The organism is Serratia sp. 14-2641 (assembly GCF_001692375.1).
In the GTDB taxonomy this organism is placed as follows: domain Bacteria; phylum Pseudomonadota; class Gammaproteobacteria; order Enterobacterales; family Enterobacteriaceae; genus Chania; species Chania fonticola_C.
This window is the reverse complement of sequence record NZ_LXKR01000044.1, coordinates 325,380-347,029: the sequence shown is the minus strand read 5'-3', so window position 1 is coordinate 347,029 and position 21,650 is coordinate 325,380. Positions and strand designations below refer to the sequence as shown.

Genomic DNA, 21,650 nt, shown 5'->3' with positions numbered 1-21,650 from the left:
GATAGGCGTGTTTTTTTGCCAGTGGTAAGCTGGGACTAAATGGTTATTTACGGCGCTGAGAGCAAAAGCGCCGTTCTGTTTGTATACTGAAACTAATAATAGTCTGTGCGGTATTTTTGTGAGCCTACAGGGGGCAAGGGATGTTGCTTAAAAATGGAAACTCAGTACGACTTCTGGCATTGAGTTGCGCAATAGCGTGTGGTTTTGCCGTGTCGTTTTCCGCATGGGCAACCGTTCCGGCGTTACCGGTGGCGTCATCGTCATCGGGAATGTCCGTGGCACAAAGTCGTGCCGAACTGCTGGCGGCATTGCCGAAAAGCGTTGTGCCGTATTATCTTTCCACTTTGGCACCGCTGTACGCTGCCAACCAGATGCAGCCTATGTGGCAAGATCGGGAAGCGGTACAGCAATTTCAGCAGCAACTGGCTGAGTTGGCAATTTCTGGTGTACAGCCGCAGTTTACTCAATGGGTAAAACTGCTGACCGATCCGCTTATCACCGATATGGCACGTGATATTGTGCTGTCGGATGCGATGCTGGGTTATTTGCAGTTTGTCTCCTCAATCGGGGCCAACGGCAACAACTGGCTGTACAGCAATGTTCCTTACAAGCTGAAGGTACCAGCGAATACGGTGATCAACCAGTGGCAGCTCTCGATACATCAGGGCAAAACGCTGGCGTATATTAATTCGTTGGCCCCGCAGCATCCTCAGTACGCCAAAATGCATTTGGCGCTGCGCGAAATGCTGGCGGCTGGGCGCCCGTGGCCACAAATGACCAATGGCGCAAGCCTGCGTCCAGGTCAGCTCAGCGACGATATTCCCGCACTGCGCGAGATTCTGGCGCGTACCGGAATGCTAATCGCCACTCCGGCGGTAGCATCTGCTTCGCCTGAGGCTCAAGTTACCAACGCCAGCGCGACGACCCCGGCGGCGGATGACGATCTGTCGGTGGATGAAGAGAAGGATCGTGCTACCGCAGTGGCTGTTGTTAGCCCGGGCGCGGCATCGATCAAAGATCTCGCTCCCTCTCCAGAAGCGACCGCGCAGGTACAACCTGCCAGTCCGGTTTCGGTAACGGATAATCGTTACACAGAAGATTTGGTGGAAGGAGTCAAACGTTTCCAAACCTGGCAAGGGCTGACGCCTGATGGCGTCATCGGTGCCCGGACACGTGAATGGCTGAACGTTTCGCCACAAACTCGTGCTTCACTGCTGGCGTTGAATATCCAGCGCCTGCGCATTCTGCCAGGGCACGTTGATACCGGCATTATGGTCAACATCCCGAACTACTCGCTCACCTACTATCTGAATGGTAATGAAGTGTTATCTTCGCGGGTGATTGTTGGCCGTCCGAGCCGCAAAACGCCATTGATGAGCAGCGCGCTGAATAACGTGGTGGTCAACCCGCCGTGGAACGTGCCAACCAAGCTGATCCGTGAAGATATCGTGCCCAAGGCCATGCATGATGCCAGCTACTTCCAGAAACACGGCTACCGTGTATTCTCTGGCTGGAGCAACGATGCGCAAGTGATCGATCCGGCAATGATTGACTGGAGTGTGGTTTCACCACGCAACTTCCCTTACCGCATCCAGCAGGCGCCGGGGACCAGCAACTCGTTAGGGCGTTTCAAGTTCAACATGCCGAGCTCGGATGCCATCTATCTGCATGACACCCCGAACCACGGCCTGTTCCAGAAGGATATCCGGGCGTTAAGCTCTGGCTGTGTGCGCGTTAACAAGGCTTCCGATTTGGCCAATATGTTGCTGCAGGATGCCGGTTGGAACAACGCGCGCGTTTCCTCCACGCTGAAAGGCGGTAATACGACGTATGTGAACATCCGCCAGAACATCCCGGTGCAGCTGTATTACCTGACGGCCTGGGTCTCTGATGATGGTAAGCCACAGTTCCGCACAGATATTTACAATTATGATGCGACAGTGAGATCGGGTGCACAAATTTTGGCTCAGGCCGAAAAATTGATGCAATAAATGCAGTAATTCTAGATAAATAACGGTCTGAATGTCTGGCCAGTAGCAGGCTCTGTTTTTTGTGAGCACTGGTAAACCACAGCGTATCGCGGGTTGACTCCGCATACGCTGGCGGTTATGGTTCGGGCAGTGCGCAGTTTTGTGCATATATTTTGACATTCTTGCCGAGTTTAAAGAGTCATGGACAAAATTGATCATCATCGCCGTAAATGGCTGGCGTTAGGTAGCGCCGCCGTGGGTATCGCACTGCTTCCTGGGCAGGCGTTTGCCAGTCTTTCTACCTCTCGCCCACGTATTCTGTTGTTGAACAACCTCAATACCGGCGAATCCATCAAGGCCGAGTTCTTCAACGGTAAAGGTTACAATAAAGAAGAATTGGCGCGCCTGAACCATATCTTCCGTGACTATCGGGCCAACAAGGTCAAGAGCATCGATCCGGCTCTGTTTGATCATCTCTATCGCCTACAGGTGATGCTGGGTACCAGCAAACCGGTACAGCTGATCTCCGGCTACCGTTCAATGGCGACCAATACCGAAATGCGTGAGCACAGCCGTGGCGTGGCCAAGCAGAGCTACCACACCAAAGGCCAGGCGATGGATTTCCATATCGAAGGGATCCAGCTGAGTAATATCCGTAAGGCAGCGTTAAAAATGCGCGCCGGCGGGGTAGGCTATTATCCACGTAGTAACTTTGTGCACATCGATACCGGCCCGGTGCGGACCTGGTAATCATTGTGCATCATGATCGCTGAATGACACCCGCCCCTTGGGCGTGGTGCCGTTGTCGTTGGAGCTTTATGAAATACCACATTATCCCCGTTACGGCGTTCAGTCAGAACTGTACGCTCATCTGGTGCGACGTGACCAAACAGGCGGCGTTGGTCGATCCTGGTGGCGATCCGGAAAAACTGAAGGCCGCCATTGCCGAAAAGGGCGTGCAGGTCAGCCAGATCTTACTGACGCACGGCCATCTCGATCACGTAGGCGCGGCGGCAGAAATGGCCGAGCATTATCAGGTACCAATCTATGGGCCGGATAAGGAAGATGCCTTCTGGCTTGAAGGTTTGCCAGCACAGAGCCGTATGTTTGGCCTGGATGAATGCGCCGCTCTAACGCCGACCAAATGGCTGGAAGAGGGGGATAAAGTGCAGGTGGGCGAAATGTCGCTGAACGTACTGCATTGCCCTGGTCATACGCCTGGTCATATCGTTTTTATCAACGAACAGGCGCGTTTGGCATTGGTGGGTGACGTGTTGTTCAACGGTGGCGTTGGCCGCAGCGATTTCCCGCGCGGTGACCATCAGGCGCTAATCGCTTCAATCCGCAGCAAATTACTGCCTCAGGGCGACGATATGGCGTTTATTCCAGGACATGGCCCAATGTCTACCTTTGGCCATGAACGTCAAACCAACCCGTTCCTGCGCGAAGAACCGGCCATCTGGTAAGGGTACTTCCCGATAAATAACAAAGGGGCGCAAATGCGCCCCTTTTTCAATGCCAAAACTGCTTACAGCACGGCAACGATGGCTTCGCACAGCGGCGCCATATTGTCCGGCGTCATCCCCGCCACGTTAACTCGGCCGGAGTTAACGGCATACACGCCAAATTCATCACGCAGACGCAGAACCTGCTCTTTGGTCAGGCCGCTGAAAGAGAACATGCCGTTCTGGTTGATGATGAAGCTGAAATCCTGCTCCGCCCCTTTTTCCTGCAGGGTATTAACGAACAGCTGGCGCATACGGTGAATGCGCTGGCGCATGTCAGTCAGCTCTTGTTCCCAAATGGCGCGCAGCGCCGGGTTACCCAAGATGGTAGCAACTACGGCCGCACCGTGTGACGGCGGGTTCGAGTAGTTGGCACGGATCGCGGCTTTAACCTGGCTGAAGGCGCGCTCGGCGGTTTCTGCATCGGTAGCTACCACGGTGCAGGCACCGACACGCTCGTTATACAGGCCGAAGTTCTTCGAGTAGGAGCTGGCAACGATCAGTTCCTGATGTTTGGCAGCAAAGATACGCAGACCCTGTGCATCTTCCTCCAGGCCCTTGGCAAAGCCTTGGTAAGCGAAGTCGAACAGCGGCAACCAGCCCTTGGCTACGGACAGTTCAGCCAACTGAGCCCATTGTGCTTCGGTTGGATCGATACCGGTAGGGTTATGGCAGCAGCCGTGGAACAGTACTACGTCGCCGGCCTGAGCCTGGTTCAGGCTGGTGAGCAGACCGTCGAAGTCCAGCGCATGGTTGGCGGCGTCGTAATAGTTGTATTCCAACACTTCCAGGCCAACGGCACCAAAGACGTTTTTATGGTTTGGCCAGCTTGGATTGCTGACCCAGATACGCTTGACGTTGGTCTGGTTGGCGATAAAATCGGCCGCGACACGAAGAGCACCGGTACCACCAGGAGTTTGTGCGGTACGGGCACGCTTGTCGGCAATGATTGGGCTCTGCTTGCCGAACAGCAGCTCTTGCGTGCAGCTGGCAAATTCAGGAATACCTTCAATACCCAGATAGTTTTTGGTGGTCTCATTTTCCAGCAGATACTGCTCAGCTTTCTTGACGCTGGTCAGCACCGGCGTTTTGCCAGTTTCGTCTTTATAGACGCCAATACCCAGGTTGATTTTATTCTCACGCTTGTCGGCGCGGAAAATGTCGGTCAGACCCAGAATCGGATCGGCAGGTGCAGCGGTGATTTTTTCAAACATGTCAGATGCTTCCATGGCCTAGAGTTAAGCAGACAGAAACATCAGGGTAGCGCCAGTTATCGTCTTTGCCAACCGTTTGCGAGAAAAACACCTCGATCTTGTGACGGCGGCAGATTCAGCACAAAAAATGACGGGGAAGGGCGGGTTGGCAGAATAAAAAATGGCGCAAAGCGCTAAAAACAAAAACAGGGCCGAAGCCCTGTTTTTTTAACTTAACTGACGGCGAGCCGTCATCAAGTGCAACAACTTAGAACTGGTAAACCAGACCGGTAGCTACGATGTTGTCAGTAGCGATGCCGTTAGCACGAGTGAAGTCGTTTTCGTCCAGCAGGTTGATTTTGTAATCAACGTAGGTAGACATGTTTTTGTTGAAGTAGTAAGTAGTACCTACATCAATGTATTTAACCAGGTCTTGATCGTTGCCATAAGCTGAACCCAGGTTTTTACCTTTAGACTGCAGGTAAGCGATAGATGGGCGCAGGCCGAAATCGAACTGGTACTGTGCTACCACTTCAAAGTTCTGAGTTTTGTTAGCGATAGTGTCAAAAGAATCGCCATATGGAGTCATGTTGCGAGTTTCCGCATACATGGTTGCCAGGTAGACGTTGTTGGCGTCGTATTTAGCACCAACGGTCCATGCTTCAGCGTCTTTACCACCAGCAGTCGACAGATTGGTCTGAGCGTCAGTACGGTCAGAACCAGAGTATGCAGCACCTACGCTCACGCCTGAATCCAGGATTGCGTAAGTAGAGGAGATACCCCAACCGTCACCGTTTTGTTTCTTCAGAGCACGACCGTCGTTTTCGTTCTTGCCTTGGTACTGCACAGCGAAGTTCAGGCCATCAACCATACCGAAGAAGTTGTTGTTACGGTAAGTAGCAACACCGTTGGTACGGCCAGTCATGAAGTTGTCGGTAGTAGTGTAAGTGTCGCCACCGAACTCTGGCAGCATATCTGTCCAGCCTTCAACGTCATACACAACGCCGTAGTTACGGCCGTAATCGAATGAACCGAATTCAGCAAATTTCAGACCTGCGAAGCCCAGACGAGTCTTAGTACCTTCGGTACCTTGTGACTCAGCGTGGTTAGCTTGCACGTTGTATTCCCACTGGCCGTAACCGGTCAGTTGGTCAGTAATCTGGGTTTCACCTTTGAAGCCAAAACGCACGTATGACTGGTCGCCATCGTTGTTTTTGTCGTTAGAGAAGTAGTGCAGACCGTCAACTTTACCGTACAGATCCAGTTTGTTGCCGTCTTTGTTGTAGATCTCAGCTGCGTTGGCTGCACCAGCTGCTAACAGAGCTGGGATCACTACTGCAAGAATGTTGCGCTTCATCATCATTATTACCCTCATTGGTTTTATTCGGACACCCTGCCACTGCCGCCAATAATTCTTTTGGAACTATTGTTGATAGATTGGTGTCGTCCTGTGTCTGCACGCAGTGTTCCATTCACGGGCAGGTTTATCTAGAACGAAAATGCTACCAATGTCGCAATCTGGTTTCAGAAAGAAACGATGTGTAACAATTTGTGTATTTTGGGGAACTTTGTGATGTAGGTCAATAATCAAAAATGCGAAAGGCCAGCTAAGCTGGCCTTTATTATGTAAAAAAAATGTTTAAATTATGCTGAATTTTCTGACTTAGAAGCTGGCGTTACGAGGCGTTCTTGGGAACGGGATCACGTCACGGACGTTCTGCACCCCGGTGACATAGGCGATTAAACGCTCAAAACCTAAGCCAAAACCAGAATGTGGCACGGTGCCATAGCGGCGCAGGTCACGATACCACCAATAATCTTCTTTATTGAGGCCCATCTCTGCCAGACGCTGATCCAGCACATCCAGACGTTCTTCACGCTGTGAACCACCGATGATTTCACCAATGCCCGGCGCTAGCACGTCCATCGCCGCGACGGTTTTGCCATCTTCGTTCATGCGCATATAGAAGGCTTTGATATCTTTCGGGTAGTTTTTCACAACTACCGGAGCCTTGAAGTGTTGTTCGGCCAGGTAGCGTTCGTGTTCAGATGACAGATCGATACCCCAGGAAACCGGGTTCTCGAAGGTCTGGCCCGAAGCAATCAGGATCTCGACCGCCTCGGTGTAGTCCACCTGGGCGAAATCGGAGGAGACAAAGCGCTTCAGACGGTCAATAGCGTCTTTATCTACCCGCTCAGCAAAGAATTGCAGATCGTCGGCACGTTCATCCAGCACCGCCTGGAAGACATACTTCAGCATGCTTTCGGCCAGCCCGGCAACGTCGTCCAGGGTAGCAAAGGCGACTTCCGGTTCAATCATCCAGAATTCCGCCAGGTGACGACTGGTGTTCGAATTCTCGGCACGGAAGGTGGGGCCAAAGGTATAAATTTTTGACAGCGCACAGGCGTAGGTTTCGCCGTTCAACTGGCCGGATACGGTCAGGAAGGCTTCTTTACCGAAGAAATCCTGGCTGAAATCGACCGCACCTTTATCGGTGCGTGGCAGGTTTTCCATATCCAGCGTGGAAACGCGGAACATTTCACCGGCACCTTCGGTATCAGAGGCGGTGATCAGCGGGGTTGAAACCCAGAAATAACCGTTCTCGTGGAAGTAGCGGTGGATTGCCTGTGCCAAGGTGTGGCGAACGCGGGCAACCGCGCCAATCAGGTTGGTGCGTGGGCGCAGGTGGGCAACTTCGCGCAGGTATTCGATGCTGTGGCGTTTGGCCGCCATTGGATAGGTGTCTGGATCGTCAACCCAACCGACCACCTTGATAACCGTGGCTTGCAGTTCGAAGCTCTGGCCTTCACCCGGCGATGGCACCACGGTACCGGTCACTTCAATGGAACAGCCGGTAGTCAGGCGTAGCACTTCGTCCTGATAATTCGGCAGAGAATCATTAACGACGGCCTGTAACGGATTAAAGCAGGAGCCGTCATAAACGGCGAGGAAGGAGATACCAGCTTTAGAATCTCTCCGGGTACGTACCCAACCGCGCACGGTGACTTCACTGTCAACCGCAGCACGACCTTGCAGTACGTCGACTACAGGCACTACGCTCATAGATTTCTCTCTTATAAGTTTTTCAGAAATAGGCTAACAACCCAAGAATTTGGGGATATTGCTATGTTACTTGCCGCGTTGCAGAGCACAAGTAGAAATCATCAGAATGGGACAACATTTATCGCGGTGGGGTAAAAAAACAGGGGGTATATAAAGGAAGAGAGGGATCGCTGGTGAGAAATGCCACACGGTTTGTATCACCGGTTGGCTCCTGTTCCTTAATGCTCCTCCGTAAAGTACCCTCTCCCAGTGGGAGAGGGTTGGAGAGAGGGGGCACCTTAACTGGCTTTCTTCACCAGCGGCAGATCGAAGGCTTTGCGCAGCGCCTTGACAAACGCGGGGTCCTGGCAGATGGTTTTGCCTGGGCTATCGGACAGTTTGGCTACCGGCTTGCCTTTACACTCGACCAGCTTGATCACGATATTCAATGGCTTGACGCCGGGGATATTACAGGTCAGACGCGTACCGATACCGAACGCCAGGTTGATGCGCCGATCAAAGTGGCGATACAGTGCCAATGCCTTATCCAGATCCAGATTGTCTGAAAACACCAGCGTCTTGCTCATGGGATCGATGCCCAATTGCTGGTAATGGGCAATGGCTTTTTCACCCCATTCGATCGGGTCGCCAGAGTCGTGGCGCAACCCTTGATAACGCTGGGCAAACTGTTTGCCGAAATCACGCAGGAACGCATCCATGGTGATACAGTCGGTAAGCGCAATGCCGAGCTGATCGGGATATTCATCCAGCCAGGCCTGCAAGGCGGCACGTTGGCTGTTGGCCAGCACCGGGCTAATCTGTTGATGAGCCTGGAACCACTCATGGGCTTGCGTGCCAACCGGGATCAGATCCAGCCTATGCGCCAAATCGTAGTTACTGGTGCCAACCAGATAGGGGAATTCGTTTTTCAACGTGCTGACAATGGCCTGTTGCACGCCGCGGGAGAAGCGGCGACGGCTGCCAAAGTCCATCAGCTTGAAGCGTGAGATATCAATATCCCCGCTCAGTTGCTTGAACTGCGCCAGGTTCTGGCGCAACTGGCTAATTGCCATCTCTGGCGTGGCCTGTGGCGAACGTTGGCGGTGCACTACTTCACTGATCACCGCCAACAACGGCACTTCCCACATAATCACTTCGCGCCAGGGGCCAGCGATGCGGATATGCAATTTGCCGTCGTGATTGCTAATGCTGACCTGTTGCGGATCGTAGCGAAACTCCCGCAGCCAGTTCAGGTAATCCTGATGGAAGAAAGGCAGGCTGGAGAGATAGCGGTGTTCGGCTTCGGTTAGCGCCAACTCGCTCATCATGGCAACCTGCGCGCGGATCTCGTCGGCATATTCGCCCAGCAGTTTGTCGCCACGGCAACGAAACTCCGCCGCAACGGTAATTGCGGGGTAGCGATGGAACACTGCTTGCTGCATATGAAGCTTGTAGGCGTCAGTATCAAGCAGTGAAGTCAAAATCGGGGAAGCGTATAGAGTCATATCGCGTTACAGCATCCTCGTCAGGCGCGTGTCCAAATCCGGATAATCAAAAAAGTGGGGGGAGTATACCCGGATTATCCTGTTATTGAAGCCTCATCACACCACAAATGGCCTGAACGGGTCGAGGATAAAACGTGCCTTTATTTTACTGGGGGCACAGCCTCAGACAGAAAAAGCCATTTAATCCAATAAACTGAATGGCTTAGTTGATTTACTCATAAAAATTATGAGGTTAATTATTTTAAACACCGATTCAGATAAAACCGGTTGGCGTATAAATACTGACCCGATTGCGCCCGCTCTTCTTACAAAAATAGAGCGCTTCGTCGGCCTGTTTGATGGCTGGATGCAGTTCTGCCAGGTTGCCTACGGCAGCGATGCCACAGCTGATGGTAAAGCGCACTCGTTTTCCATTGAGCAACTCCAGGCACATCTGTTGGGTTTGCTCACGCAGCGCTTCCATCATGCTGCGGGCATTTTCCAGGGAACAGTGGCCGAGCAGCAGGGCAAACTCCTCACCGCCATAGCGGCAAAAGATATCGCTGGAACGGAAGGTGTTACTTAACGACTGGGCGAACATCACCAGCACTCGGTCGCCGACATCGTGGCCATAGGTATCGTTAAGACGCTTGAAGTTATCGATATCGATCAGACAGAACGCCAGCGGATAGCTACTCTGGGCGAGCATCTCACACTCAAGGAAAAATTTGCGACGGTTATAAATGTTGGTCAACGGATCGAAGAATGACGAGACTTCCAGCTCTTTGATTAGCTGTTGCTTTTCGTTTTCCAGCGCGAGTTTGACCTGATTGTATTGTTTGAGCTGGGTGATGGCATCACTGATGGCGATCAGCTCTTTGCTGTAAAAAGCGTCGTTGTCATCAATATTCGTATCGCCTTGTGACAGGCGCAGAATATTTTTATGCGTTTTGGTCAGCCAGCGGGTAATGTTGGAACAGAAGATCATAGAAGGCAGCAGGATGAACAGGGCAATCAGCCCACTCAGAGAAATCATGCCGTAGATGGCCGTCTGGCTATCATACTTTTTTGCTTCGGAAGCGGCCATCTCCAGCTCAAAGCTGCGCTCATAGAGTCTTTGGGAAAGCTTGTCCATCTCCTCGATATAGCTGGCGATCAGGTTGATGTCATAGACGGTATTGTGGGTAATGGCTTGATATAACCCGTCTGAAATGCTGCTGATCCGGTTGTTGGAGATGTTACGCAGTATCTCATCCACCAGTTCGGCAATCTGCGGATCGTTATAGGCCAGCTTTAAGAACGCCAAACGGGTACCGAGCGGGGTGAATACCCCGGTCAATTGGATGGCCTTCAGATAAGCATTCTTGCGTTCCAGGCTGCTGAGATTGACGTCGATAATCTGGTCGATCAGTTCGGTCAGCGACATATTCAACCGATTATTAAGGCGAACAGCCTCCAAAAACAGAAATGAGTCCGCATTGATCAGCCGGGTGTCATAGGTATAGCGGTAGAAGGCTTTGGTGGTCTGGACGATATAATAGGCGCTGTTGATATTGAACAGATTGCTGTTGGCAGTGTCGACTTGTGTGACCTGGCGTGAATCGTTATCCAGTAGCCTTTCCATCCAATCGAGCATGGACAGTATGGCAATTTTTTGCCGAATGCCCAGACGCAGGGCGAGATCGGCGTCAACATTGGATTTAACAATCGCGATTTTTTCACGCGCCTGTTTATCGGCCTGTTGCCATTGGGCTTGGGTCACGGATTTATCCGCCAGGCCTAATCTTTTTAACCTGTGTGCCAGCAGCGTAGCCTGAAAGGCCTCGGCCACTTCTTTGGTTCTGCTGATCTTATACAGGTTTTCCAGACTTCGGTCATAACTGGCCTGGGCCTTCATCAGCCCATTGGCGATAAAAACCGCAAAAGACAGCATGATGGCAAAGGTGAAGAAATAGATCAGGTATTTTACTTTCATGCCAATCTGTTTCTCCTACTGGCTCTTGGATGATTATATCATTGCTACCGCTGGTTTTCCTCCGCAATTCGGTTGCCAACGGGGACGGAACTGCGCCTGTTTAAGCATAAAATGCTGAGTTTGACGTTAAGCGAAGCGCCAGGGTAGCTGGAGCATAGCAAACAACAGCGAATGTCTGCGTGAATCGTGTGATTTCTTGGTGCGATTTGCTGCCATTTCTGGGTTTTTTTTATAGCTGTGATACAGTTTGTTCACAATCGGGCCATTGAGGTACCACGTCGTCCTGCACGGCGGTACGCTCCGAGTCCGGGATCTGTAACTCACTGAGACGTCAAAGGGTTTTTATGACACAACAGCCACAGGCGAAGTATCGCCACGATTATCGCGCCCCAGATTATACCATCACCGATATCGACCTGAATTTTGAACTGGATGCAGACACCACGCGCGTGACCGCCGTCAGCCAGATCAAACGGCAGGGTGCCGCCGGTGCCCCATTAACGTTGAATGGCGAAGACCTGACTCTGGTGAGTATTCAAGTGGATGGGCAGCCGTGGAGCGCCTATCGCCAGCAGGAAAACCAACTGGTGATTGAACAGCTACCTGCCCAGTTTACCCTGACGATCGTCAACGACATCCATCCGGCCAAAAACAGCGCATTGGAAGGGCTATATCTGTCTGGCGAAGCGTTGTGTACCCAATGCGAGGCCGAAGGTTTCCGCCATATCACCTTCTATCTGGATCGCCCAGACGTGCTGGCCCGTTTTACTACCCGCATTGTTGCCGATAAAGCGCGTTATCCGTTCCTGCTGTCGAACGGCAACCGGGTGGCTGAAGGTGACCTGGCAGACGGCCGTCACTGGGTACAATGGCAGGATCCGTTCCCGAAACCTAGCTATCTGTTTGCGCTGGTGGCAGGGGATTTCGACGTGTTGCGTGATAGCTTCACCACCCGTTCTGGTCGTAAGGTGGCCTTGGAGCTGTTTGTCGATCGTGGCAACCTGGATCGTGCCGATTGGGCCATGACCTCGCTGAAAAATTCGATGAAGTGGGACGAAACCCGCTTTGGCCTGGAATACGATCTGGATATCTACATGATCGTCGCCGTGGATTTCTTCAACATGGGGGCGATGGAGAACAAAGGGTTAAATATCTTTAACTCGAAGTATGTGTTGGCCAAGGCCGAAACCGCCACCGACAAGGATTACCTGAATATTGAAGCGGTGATCGGCCACGAATATTTCCATAACTGGACCGGCAATCGCGTGACCTGCCGCGACTGGTTCCAGCTAAGCCTGAAAGAAGGGCTGACGGTGTTCCGCGATCAGGAGTTCAGCTCCGACCTGGGCTCTCGTTCGGTCAACCGCATCGATAATGTGCGGGTGATGCGTGGGGCGCAGTTCGCCGAAGACGCCAGCCCGATGGCGCACGCGATCCGGCCGGATAAAGTGATCGAGATGAACAACTTCTACACCTTGACGGTGTATGAGAAAGGATCCGAAGTGATCCGCATGCTGCACACGCTGTTGGGGGAACAACAGTTCCAGGCGGGGATGCAGCTCTATTTCGAACGCCACGACGGCAGTGCGGCCACCTGCGATGATTTTGTGCAGGCAATGGAAGACGCTTCCAACGTCGATTTATCGCTGTTCCGCCGCTGGTATAGTCAGTCTGGTACGCCGCTGTTGACGGTACGTGATGACTATAGCGCCGAGGATCAGCAATACCGCTTGCACGTCAGCCAGAAAACCGCGCCGACGGCCGATCAGCCAGAAAAACTGCCGTTGCATATCCCGCTGGATATTGAGCTTTACGACAGCGAAGGCAACGTCATTGCTTTGCAGAAAGACGGTTCACCGGTCAATAACGTGTTGAACGTCACCGCCGCCGAACAGACTTTTGTGTTTGATGGCGTCACGCATAAGCCGGTTCCTTCGCTGCTGCGTGAGTTTTCGGCACCGGTCAAGCTGGATTATCCGTACAGCGATCAGCAACTGACCTTCCTGATGCAGCATGCACGCAATGAGTTTTCTCGCTGGGATGCCGCGCAGAGCCTGCTGGCTATCTACATTAAGCTGAACGTGGCCAAATATCAGCAGAAGCAGCCATTGTCGCTGCCGCTGCACGTGGCAGATGCCTTCCGGGCGGTGCTGCTGGATGAGAAGCTGGATCCGGCCCTGGCCGCGCAGATCCTCACGCTGCCATCGGAAAACGAAATTGCCGAGCTGTTCGCCATTATCGATCCACAAGCCATTTCGGCGGTGCATGAGGCAATCACCCGTTGCCTGGCTAAAGAGCTGGCCGATGAGTGGCTGGCGGTGTATCACGCTAACAAAACCGAAGGGTACCGGGTTGAGCATGGCGATATTGCCAAGCGTTCGCTGCGTAATATTTGCCTGCATTATCTGGCCTTCGGTGATGCAGAGCAGGCCGACAAGCTGGTGGTGCAACAGTTCCAGCAGGCCGACAACATGACCGATTCGCTGGCGGCACTGGCAGCGGCGATGGGGGCACAGCTGCCTTGCTGTGATGCCTTGATGGCCGAGTTTGATGAGCGCTGGCATCACGATGGTCTGGTGATGGACAAGTGGTTCATCCTCCAGGCCACCAGCCCGGCGGCAGACGTACTCGGTAAGGTACGTGCACTGCTGCAACACCGTTCATTCAGCCTGAGTAATCCAAACCGCACCCGCTCGCTGATTGGTGGGTTTGCCTCGGCTAACCCGGCGGCGTTCCATGCGGCAGATGGCAGTGGCTATCAGTTCCTGGTAGAGATCCTCAGCGATCTGAACAAGCGTAACCCACAGGTTGCCGCGCGGCTGATTGAACCTCTGATCCGCCTGAAGCGTTATGATGCCTCTCGTCAGGCGTTGATGCGTCAGGCGCTGGAGCAGTTGAAAGGGCTGGAGAACCTGTCTGGCGATCTGTTTGAGAAGATCACCAAGGCGTTAGACGCATAAAAAGCAAGGGGACGGCATTTGCCCGTCCCCTGATTAATTCGCCACCTGGCGGGAAGTCTCAACGGCTTGCGGTGGTGCCAACACTCTTGCCAATACTTCTGCTTCCAACTCCGCCAGCTTTGCAGAACCTTTGCGGCGCGGCCGAGGCAAATCAATAGTCAGATCCAGCCCAATACGTCCCTCTTCGATTAACAGCACCCGATCGGCCAGTGCGATCGCCTCACTAACGTCATGCGTGACCAGCAGTACGGTGAAGCCATGCTGTTGCCATAGCGTTTCGATCAGCCCCTGCATTTCAATACGGGTTAACGCATCCAGTGCCCCTAAAGGTTCATCCAACAGCAATAGCCGTGGGCGGTGGATCAACGCACGGGCCAGGGCGACACGCTGTTTCTGCCCGCCAGACAGCGCGGCTGGCCATTCATTGGCACGATCGGCCAGCCCAACGGTGGTTAACGCCTGCAATGCAGCATCACGCCAGTTGCCGCGCAGGCCAAGCCCCACGTTATCGATCACCTTTTTCCACGGCAGCAGGCGAGCATCCTGAAACATCAGACGGGTATCGTCTTTGGCGTGGCTGAGCGGGGCATTCCCACTCAACAGTGTCCCGCTGTTGGCCGTCTCCAGCCCTGCGAGCAGGCGTAATAAGGTGCTTTTACCACAGCCGCTGCGGCCAACCACGGCCACAAACTGGCCTGCGGTGATGCGGAGTTGCAGATCGTCCAGCACGGTGCGGCTGCCATAACGTTTGGCGATGCCTTCCAGCGTAATGGGGGTGCCTTGCGGAATACGAGTCGGGGCCGTCATTATGCTTCTCCTGATTTCAGTTGATAGGCCGGATGCCAGCGTAACCAGACACGTTCGAGCAATTGTGCGCAGGCATCGGCCAGTTTGCCGAGCAGGGCATATAGAATGATGGCGACCACCACCACGTCGGTCTGTAGGAATTCACGGGCATTCATCGCCAGGTAACCGATGCCCGAGTTGGCGGAGATGGTTTCGGCGACGATCAGCGTCAGCCACATAAACCCGAGGGCGAAACGCACGCCGACCATGATCGAAGGCAACGCGCCGGGTAGTACCACTTGCGTGAACAGGCCAAAGCCGCTCAGGCCGTAGCTGCGCGCCATTTCCAGCAGGCCACGATCGATATTCTTGATGCCGTGATAGGTATTCAGATAGATCGGGAATAGCGTACCCAGCGCCACCAGGAAGATTTTGGCGGACTCGTCAATGCCGAACCACAAGATCACCAGCGGGATCAGAGCCAGATGCGGCACGTTACGGATCATCTGTACCGAGCTGTCGAGCAGGCGTTCTCCCCAGCGGGACAGGCCAGTAATGAATCCCAGCACCAGGCCAATGCTGCCACCGATACTGAAGCCAATCAGCGCGCGCCAACTGCTGATGGTCAGGTGTTGCCACAGTTCGCCACTCTTGGTCAAGGCCCAAAAGGCAGCCACTACGGCGCTCGGCGCGGGCAAGATACGGTTAGATAACCAGCCAGCCTCAACGGCGGTCTGCCAGCCAATCACCAGCGCGACCGGCAAAGCCCAGGGGGCCAGCCGGTGTAGAATTTGTTGTGCACCGATCGCCATCACTGTTCTCCTCAGCTTTGTGACACTTTTTGCGGGATATAGATATTGGCGACCGCTTCGCCCTGCGGCTTGATCGCACGCAACTGGGTCGGTTGTTCGCTGGTCGCCAGATCGAGATGCGGGAACAGCAGTTCACCTACGCGATAGGCCTCTTCCAGATGCGGGTAACCGGAAAGAATAAAGGTATCGATACCCAGATCGGCATATTCCTGAATGCGCTCAGCGACCGTCGGACCATCGCCCACCAACGCGGTGCCCGCACCGCCACGCACCAGTCCGACACCGGCCCACAGATTAGGGCTGATTTCCAGATTGTCTTTCTTGCCGCCATGTAAGGCCGCCATACGCTGTTGGCCAACGGAGTCGAAGCGGGCAAAGGCTTTCTGCGCATCCGCAATGGTTTGATCATCGAGGTTGGCGATCAAACGCTCGGCCGCCTGCCAGGCTTCGGCGGTAGTTTCGCGCACGATGACGTGCAGGCGAATACCGAAGCGGACTTTACGCCCCAGGGCCGCTGCTTTAGCTCGTACTTCCTCTATTTTTTCTTTCACTTGGGGAGGGGGTTCTCCCCAGGTCAGATACAGTTCGACCTGCTCAGCTGCCAGATCCTGTGCCGCCTCTGAAGAACCGCCAAAATACAGCGGTGGGCGAGGTTGCTGCACCGGGGGAAACAACAGCTTGGCGCCTTTCACCTGAATATGCTTACCGGCGAAATCGACGGTTTCACCTTCCAGCACTTTGCGCCACACATGGGTAAATTCGGCGGAGGCCTCATAGCGTTCGGTGTGGTCAAGGTGCAAACCTTCCGCTGCCAGCTCTTCCGGATCGCCACCGGTCACCAGATTGAAGAGGGCGCGGCCATTGGAAAGGCGATCCAGCGTGGCGGCCTGCCTGGCTGCCAACGTCGGGGAGATGATGCCAGGGCGAAGGGCCACCAGGAATTTCAGCCGTTGCGTGACCGGAATTAATGACGCGGCAACCAGCCAAGAGTCTTCGCAAGAGCGCCCCGTTGGGATCAGCACGCCGCCGAAACCGAGCCGGTCAGCAGCCTGGGCGGTCTGCTGAAGATAACCGTAATCGACCGCACGTGCCCCTTCCGAACTTCCCAGATAGTGGCCATCTCCGTGAGTCGGTAAAAACCAAAATACGTTAATGCTCATAGGGTTCTCTCCTGATTATTGTGCGGCTGGATGCCATACGCGTTGAGAAATATCGACCTGCACCGGAACCAACCGGTTGGCGAAAAAGAGATCGGCGGTTTTTTGCTGGGCAGCAATGGTGGTGTCCCCTAAGGGTTTGATGGCCGTTGGCGGGCGATGATCCAGATAGCTGGCAATCACCGCTTCCGGTAAGCCCATCGCCTTGGCCAGCAGGGTAATGCTCTGCGCCCGATCGCTATGCGTCAGCGCATCGGCCTGGGTCAGCACCGCCAGCACCTGCTGAATGAACGGGCCGTTGGCTTCGGTATATGGGCGAGCGGCCAGGTAGAAAGAGCCGGTCTGGTTCAATTCGCTGCCATCGGTCAATACCCGCACACCGCCTTGCAGCAACGCGGCAGAATAGTAGGGATCCCAGATCACCCAGGCATCGACGTTGCCCTGTTGGAAGGCTGCTCTGGCATCGGCGGGCGTCAGATAAACCGGTTGGATATCGGTAAACTTCAGGCCGTCCCTTTGCAGTGCCCGCAGCAGCAAGTTGTGTGAGCTTGAGCCTTTCTGGAAGGCTACTTTGTGGCCTTTCAACTCGGCGACGCGGTGAATCGGACTATTTTCCGGCACCAGGATCACTTCCGCCTTGGGTTTTGGCGGCTCTACGCCGACGTACAGCAGGTCGGCCCCGGCGGCTTGGGCAAAGATTGGCGGGATATCGCCGGTGCTGCCCAGATCGATGCTGCCGACGTTCAGCGCCTCTAGCATCTGTGGGCCCGCCGGGAATTCGATCCAGCTGATGTGGGTGGCAGGAAAGCGTTGTTCCAGCAACTGATGGGTTTTGGCCAACACCAGACTCACTGAACCTTTTTGGTAGCCGATACGAAACTGAGCAGGCGCGTTATCTTGTGCGACAGCGGTATTGATCAGCACCAGCGTCATGATGGCGGCCAACGCACCGGTGTTAAGCCAACGGCGGAAAGAGAGCGGCATGATGATGTCCTTAGGCGGTTTGCCGGGTTAACAGAGAGGCGGCGGTGTTTAGCACCGGCGGTTTACGGCGGCTGAGCGCCAGATAAAAACTGTCCAACGCTTCGTTCAGGCGCGCGGCCACCCCATCGGATAGCTGGGCCTGTTCACCGTTAAGCACTATCTGGCCGTCATCGGCAAACACGCCGTGCAGCACCTCCTGAGCTTTCAGCGCCGTCAATACTGGCTTCAACGCATAGTCCACCGCCAGCATGTGGCCGATGGAGCCGCCGGTGGCCAGCGGTAGAACCACTTTGTGTTCCAGCGCTCGTTCAGGAAGCAGATCGAGTAAGGTTTTCAGCGCGCCAGAAAACGATGCCTTATAAACCGGCGTGGCGACCAATAGGCCATCCGCATCGGCAAGTTGCGCGGCGAAGGCTTTAATGTCAGGGCTGTTAAAATTGGCGCGTAGCAGGTCTTCCGCCTGGAAATCGTGCAGGGTATAGGGGATCACTTCCACCTGCTGTTGTTGTAACCAACGTTGGCTCAGCTGTAACAGCGCCGCCGAGCGTGAGGGGAGCCTTGGGCTGCCAGCCAGAGAAATAACGCGCATCGCCACTCCTTATATCGAAAAGTTATCAATGTTAAATTAATGTTCGAAAAGTGTTTTAAAGCTAACAGCAAAAGGGGGGGATTTTTAAATCTCATTTTTTGATTTTGATATGCGTAAAGAGGGAAAAGCGGGGAAGTAGCTCCATACAAGGGAAACGATTGCGCTAAACGCGCTTTTTTTGCCTTTAATCAATTCCAATTGGCGAGGGGATACCGGATAATACGCCCCCGGTCGACAGGCCTATCCTGCTGACTTGAGGTTGTCGCTAAATAACCGCAACACCTGTATCCCCATCAGGCACAGCGATTTACTTGCGACCTCAAGTCAGCAGGATATCACCGGGAAATCAGGAGAGTACATGTACTACCCCATCGTCAGGAAAGCCTTGTTCCAGCTCGATCCCGAGCGCGCACACGAATTGACCTTCAGTCAACTGCGCCGTATTACCGGCACCCCACTAGAGTTTCTTATCCGTCAGTCGGTGCCGAGCAAACCGGTGAGCTGCATGGGGCTCTCTTTTAGCAACCCATTAGGGTTGGCCGCCGGTCTGGATAAAGACGGCGAGTGCATTGATGCCTTTGGCGCGATGGGCTTTGGCTTTGTTGAGGTCGGTACCGTTACACCGCGTCCGCAAGCGGGCAATGATAAACCGCGTCTGTTCCGCCTGGTCCCGGCCGAAGGGCTGATCAACCGCATGGGGTTCAATAACCACGGCGTAGACAATCTGGTTGAAAACGTTAAAAAATCCCATTTTGGCGGCGTGCTGGGGATCAATATCGGCAAGAATAAAGACACGCCGGTCGAGCAGGGAAAAGACGATTATCTGATCTGTATGGATAAGGTTTATCCGTATGCCGGCTATATCGCGATTAATATCTCATCACCCAATACCCCGGGATTACGATCCTTACAGTATGGTGAAGCGTTGGACGATCTGCTAGCGGCGATAAAAAATAAGCAGGCCCAATTGCAGGCTCGCCATCACAAATATGTGCCGGTTGCGGTAAAGATCGCGCCGGATCTTTCAGAGGAAGAACTGATCCAAATAGCGGACAGTTTAGTGCGTCATAATATAGATGGGGTCATTGCCACCAATACCACCCTCGATCGTAAACTGGTTCAGGGATTGAATTACTGCGATCAGGCAGGGGGATTAAGTGGCCGTCCGGTACAGTTACGCAGCACCGAAGTGATCCGTCGTCTGTCGCAGGAGTTGCAAGGGCGCTTGCCGATTATCGGCGTTGGTGGAATTGATTCCCTGACGGCGGCGCGGGAAAAAATGGAGGCCGGGGCAACTTTGGTACAAATTTATTCCGGTTTTATCTTCCACGGACCGCGTTTGATTAAAGATATCGTTACCCATATCTAATATTTTGCCTTTCATTTTCGACCGGGGGTTTATTTCTGCCCCTGGCTCGTCTATATTTTGTTCGGTAGCGGAATTATCCGATGTTTAAGCAACCTTTCTGGTGATAAAATCGCCCTTTGCGTAATACTGCGTTGGCATGTGGTGAGAAGGATAAGTAATGAAGATAAAACCTGATGACAATTGGCGTTGGTATTTTGACGCTGAGCACGATCGACTGATGCTCGATTTAGCCAATGGTATGATCTTCCGTTCACGCTTTCCGGCAAAAATGCTAACCCCGGATGCCTTCGCTGAATGCGCATTCTGCGTCGATGATGCGGCGCTTTATTTTGATTATGAAGAACAGTGCAAACAGATAAAGCTCAGCCATGAACAACGTGCCGAGTTGGTATTAAATGCGCTGGTGGCCTTTCGTTTTCTTAAACCTCTGATGCCCAAGAGCTGGCATTTTGCTCAGCAACACTATCCGCTACGCCCTAAAAATGGCGAGTTGGCGGCGGTGAAGGTGATGGATAGCGGTGTCGATGCGCGTCTGCTGGTGGTGGAAGCCGGGGATAATGCCAGCCTGTGCTTGCTGGCACAAAATCAGCTGGTGTTGGCTGGGCGAACCATGGTGCTGGGGGATGCGATAAAAGTGATGCACGATCGCCTGAAACCCTGCATCCCAGGTGAACAGTCTGCCCCGGCTTACGACAGGGCAGTGTAATAAGCGTTACGCCAGCTTCACATCGCTTTTAGGAATACAGCTGCAACAGAGAATAGTGCCGTTGGCGGCCACTGCGCTTTTCTTTAGCGGTGCAACTTCGCCCTCCACCAACGTTATCTTGCAACTGCCGCACAGGCCAGCACGGCAGGAGTAAGGGATGCGAATGCCTTGCTGCTCCAACTGCTCTAACAAGATCTGCTGGTTATTACCGGCAAACACCTTTCCTTGATATTCAATGCTCACGCTGGTGGTGCTGTCCTGCGGTGCTTGCAGGCTTTCGACGACCTTGCCAGCCCCATAAGGCCGCGGCGGTTTGGTTGACAACACTTCAACGCTATCGCCGACGCGGATAATACCGCTGTTACGGGCAATCATGTTTTGACCAAAGTCGACGTCGCCATTATCGGCAGTGCGGAACTGTTGCAGCGTACTCAACGGCTCGCCGCTCGGGTGTTTGCGGCCACGCTCCACGCTGACCGTAGTCAATACGCAGCGGCTGCAGGGTTTCACCAGATCGAACATCACGTCGCCGACGCGGATCACCTGCCAACCATCTTCTGCCCAGGCCGGGCTACCGGTCACCACCAGGTTCGGGCGGAACTGCTCCAGCCTGATGCTGCTTGGGCAACGTTGTTGCAGATCCTGGAACGAGGCTTCATTAATCAGCAGATAAGGGTAACCGTCGGCAAAGGAGAGCGGAATTTCCGGGTGCTTCTTTACCCTACGGGTTAATTCAGGCCCAAGCCAGCGCAGCTGTACCTCGCGCTGAAAATAACCGCTTAACCAACTGTTGATGGCCACCGGCGCGATCAACGCGGTGAAATGGTTGCCCCACACCTCGGTCGGCTGCGCATCGGGGGCGAAATCAATGAAGCGGATCGCCGCACTTTCACCGTCCGGTGCGGTCAGAAACAGGCCATCGGCCAACAACGCCGGGGTAAACAGCACCATCTGCGGGTATTGGCGGGCGGTGATGAAGGTACCGTCTGGCTCGGTGATCATGAAGGAGCGATCAAAAGCCAGGCCGTGACTGGCCACCTGGGCGTGAGAAAGCTGCAAACCCCGTAGTGATTTGACCGGATGAACGTAAAGTCGGGAGAGCGTGATCACCCCTGCC

Annotated in this window: 17 protein-coding genes; 6 read left to right on the top strand and 11 right to left on the bottom strand. The window is 53.8% G+C overall.

Annotated features, from left to right (window positions below; all coding sequences use genetic code 11):
• The first annotated feature begins 140 nt into the window (after positions 1–140).
• The 3 genes from ldtD to A6U95_RS16970 all read left to right on the top strand — a co-directional run bounded on the left by ldtD (position 141) and on the right by A6U95_RS16970 (position 3,436).
• A complete protein-coding gene (gene ldtD / locus A6U95_RS16980) occupies positions 141–1,991 on the top strand; it encodes a L,D-transpeptidase (RefSeq protein WP_074423368.1) in 1,851 nt (616 codons plus the stop codon).
• 180 nt (positions 1,992–2,171) lie between these two features.
• The gene (locus tag A6U95_RS16975; protein WP_021804901.1) at positions 2,172–2,720 is read left to right on the top strand and encodes a YcbK family protein; all 549 of its coding nucleotides are present in this window, start codon (positions 2,172–2,174) and stop codon (positions 2,718–2,720) included.
• Positions 2,721–2,788: 68 nt separating this feature from the next.
• Positions 2,789–3,436: an MBL fold metallo-hydrolase gene (locus tag A6U95_RS16970; RefSeq protein WP_065685317.1), complete on the top strand. Its 648-nt coding sequence runs from the start codon at positions 2,789–2,791 to the stop codon at positions 3,434–3,436.
• A 62-nt stretch (positions 3,437–3,498) separates the two neighbouring features.
• On the opposite strand, the gene A6U95_RS16965 is transcribed toward A6U95_RS16970, so the two are convergent.
• The 5 genes from A6U95_RS16965 to A6U95_RS16945 form a co-directional block, all read right to left on the bottom strand.
• Entirely contained in the window at positions 3,499–4,689 is a 1,191-nt protein-coding gene (locus A6U95_RS16965; protein ID WP_065685316.1) for an amino acid aminotransferase, read from the bottom strand.
• 247 nt (positions 4,690–4,936) lie between these two features.
• A complete protein-coding gene (gene ompC, locus A6U95_RS16960) occupies positions 4,937–6,028 on the bottom strand; it encodes a porin OmpC (RefSeq protein WP_065685424.1) in 1,092 nt (363 codons plus the stop codon).
• Positions 6,029–6,331: 303 nt separating this feature from the next.
• Positions 6,332–7,732, bottom strand: coding sequence for an asparagine--tRNA ligase (gene asnS / locus A6U95_RS16955; RefSeq protein WP_065685315.1), 1,401 nt, complete (start codon positions 7,730–7,732; stop codon positions 6,332–6,334).
• Between the two features lie 278 nt (positions 7,733–8,010).
• On the bottom strand, positions 8,011–9,216 hold the full coding sequence (gene pncB / locus A6U95_RS16950; RefSeq protein ID WP_065685314.1) for a nicotinate phosphoribosyltransferase: 1,206 nt from the start codon (positions 9,214–9,216) through the stop codon (positions 8,011–8,013).
• A gap of 253 nt (positions 9,217–9,469) precedes the next feature.
• Complete coding sequence (locus A6U95_RS16945; protein ID WP_065685313.1) at positions 9,470–11,170, bottom strand: GGDEF domain-containing protein; 1,701 nt, start codon at positions 11,168–11,170, stop codon at positions 9,470–9,472.
• Positions 11,171–11,514: 344 nt separating this feature from the next.
• Between A6U95_RS16945 and pepN the strand changes: the two genes are divergently transcribed.
• Positions 11,515–14,130, top strand: a complete 2,616-nt coding sequence (pepN, locus tag A6U95_RS16940) for an aminopeptidase N (protein WP_065685312.1) — start codon at positions 11,515–11,517, stop codon at positions 14,128–14,130.
• Between the two features lie 33 nt (positions 14,131–14,163).
• On the opposite strand, the gene ssuB is transcribed toward pepN, so the two are convergent.
• From ssuB to ssuE, 5 genes are read right to left on the bottom strand one after another with little or no spacing between them, the layout of a single operon-like run.
• Positions 14,164–14,937 (bottom strand): aliphatic sulfonates ABC transporter ATP-binding protein, encoded by a 774-nt coding sequence (ssuB, locus tag A6U95_RS16935; RefSeq protein ID WP_065685311.1) that lies wholly within the window; start codon positions 14,935–14,937, stop codon positions 14,164–14,166.
• The gene (gene ssuC, locus A6U95_RS16930) at positions 14,937–15,728 is read right to left on the bottom strand and encodes an aliphatic sulfonate ABC transporter permease SsuC (RefSeq protein ID WP_065685310.1); all 792 of its coding nucleotides are present in this window, start codon (positions 15,726–15,728) and stop codon (positions 14,937–14,939) included. The genes ssuB and ssuC overlap by 1 nt, the downstream gene beginning before the upstream one ends.
• An 11-nt stretch (positions 15,729–15,739) precedes the next feature.
• Positions 15,740–16,888: an FMNH2-dependent alkanesulfonate monooxygenase gene (ssuD, locus tag A6U95_RS16925; RefSeq protein WP_065685309.1), complete on the bottom strand. Its 1,149-nt coding sequence runs from the start codon at positions 16,886–16,888 to the stop codon at positions 15,740–15,742.
• A 15-nt stretch (positions 16,889–16,903) separates the two neighbouring features.
• Positions 16,904–17,869, bottom strand: coding sequence for a sulfonate ABC transporter substrate-binding protein (locus A6U95_RS16920; protein WP_065685308.1), 966 nt, complete (start codon positions 17,867–17,869; stop codon positions 16,904–16,906).
• Between the two features lie 10 nt (positions 17,870–17,879).
• Positions 17,880–18,458, bottom strand: a complete 579-nt coding sequence (gene ssuE / locus A6U95_RS16915; RefSeq protein WP_065685307.1) for an NADPH-dependent FMN reductase — start codon at positions 18,456–18,458, stop codon at positions 17,880–17,882.
• A gap of 358 nt (positions 18,459–18,816) precedes the next feature.
• Between ssuE and pyrD the strand changes: the two genes are divergently transcribed.
• Together pyrD and A6U95_RS16905 are read left to right on the top strand one after the other, a co-directional pair.
• Positions 18,817–19,827 carry a quinone-dependent dihydroorotate dehydrogenase gene (gene pyrD, locus A6U95_RS16910; RefSeq protein ID WP_021804888.1) on the top strand — a complete coding sequence of 337 codons (1,011 nt, stop codon included), beginning with the start codon at positions 18,817–18,819 and terminating at the stop codon, positions 19,825–19,827.
• Between the two features lie 157 nt (positions 19,828–19,984).
• Entirely contained in the window at positions 19,985–20,533 is a 549-nt protein-coding gene (locus A6U95_RS16905; protein ID WP_065685306.1) for a cell division protein ZapC, read from the top strand.
• 6 nt (positions 20,534–20,539) lie between these two features.
• Here the strand turns inward: A6U95_RS16905 and A6U95_RS16900 are convergent, their stop codons facing one another.
• Positions 20,540–21,643 (bottom strand): YcbX family protein, encoded by a 1,104-nt coding sequence (locus tag A6U95_RS16900; RefSeq protein ID WP_024530386.1) that lies wholly within the window; start codon positions 21,641–21,643, stop codon positions 20,540–20,542.
• Between the last annotated feature and the right edge of the window lie 7 nt (positions 21,644–21,650).

Coding starts and splice junctions, on each gene's coding strand:
- ldtD (WP_074423368.1), top strand. CDS start 141: ATGTTGCTTAAAAATGGAAACTCAGTACGACTTCTGGCATTGAGTTGC.
- A6U95_RS16975 (WP_021804901.1), top strand. CDS start 2,172: ATGGACAAAATTGATCATCATCGCCGTAAATGGCTGGCGTTAGGTAGC.
- A6U95_RS16970 (WP_065685317.1), top strand. CDS start 2,789: ATGAAATACCACATTATCCCCGTTACGGCGTTCAGTCAGAACTGTACG.
- A6U95_RS16965 (WP_065685316.1), bottom strand. CDS start 4,689: ATGTTTGAAAAAATCACCGCTGCACCTGCCGATCCGATTCTGGGTCTG.
- ompC (WP_065685424.1), bottom strand. CDS start 6,028: ATGATGAAGCGCAACATTCTTGCAGTAGTGATCCCAGCTCTGTTAGCA.
- asnS (WP_065685315.1), bottom strand. CDS start 7,732: ATGAGCGTAGTGCCTGTAGTCGACGTACTGCAAGGTCGTGCTGCGGTT.
- pncB (WP_065685314.1), bottom strand. CDS start 9,216: ATGACTCTATACGCTTCCCCGATTTTGACTTCACTGCTTGATACTGAC.
- A6U95_RS16945 (WP_065685313.1), bottom strand. CDS start 11,170: ATGAAAGTAAAATACCTGATCTATTTCTTCACCTTTGCCATCATGCTG.
- pepN (WP_065685312.1), top strand. CDS start 11,515: ATGACACAACAGCCACAGGCGAAGTATCGCCACGATTATCGCGCCCCA.
- ssuB (WP_065685311.1), bottom strand. CDS start 14,937: ATGACGGCCCCGACTCGTATTCCGCAAGGCACCCCCATTACGCTGGAA.
- ssuC (WP_065685310.1), bottom strand. CDS start 15,728: ATGGCGATCGGTGCACAACAAATTCTACACCGGCTGGCCCCCTGGGCT.
- ssuD (WP_065685309.1), bottom strand. CDS start 16,888: ATGAGCATTAACGTATTTTGGTTTTTACCGACTCACGGAGATGGCCAC.
- A6U95_RS16920 (WP_065685308.1), bottom strand. CDS start 17,869: ATGCCGCTCTCTTTCCGCCGTTGGCTTAACACCGGTGCGTTGGCCGCC.
- ssuE (WP_065685307.1), bottom strand. CDS start 18,458: ATGCGCGTTATTTCTCTGGCTGGCAGCCCAAGGCTCCCCTCACGCTCG.
- pyrD (WP_021804888.1), top strand. CDS start 18,817: ATGTACTACCCCATCGTCAGGAAAGCCTTGTTCCAGCTCGATCCCGAG.
- A6U95_RS16905 (WP_065685306.1), top strand. CDS start 19,985: ATGAAGATAAAACCTGATGACAATTGGCGTTGGTATTTTGACGCTGAG.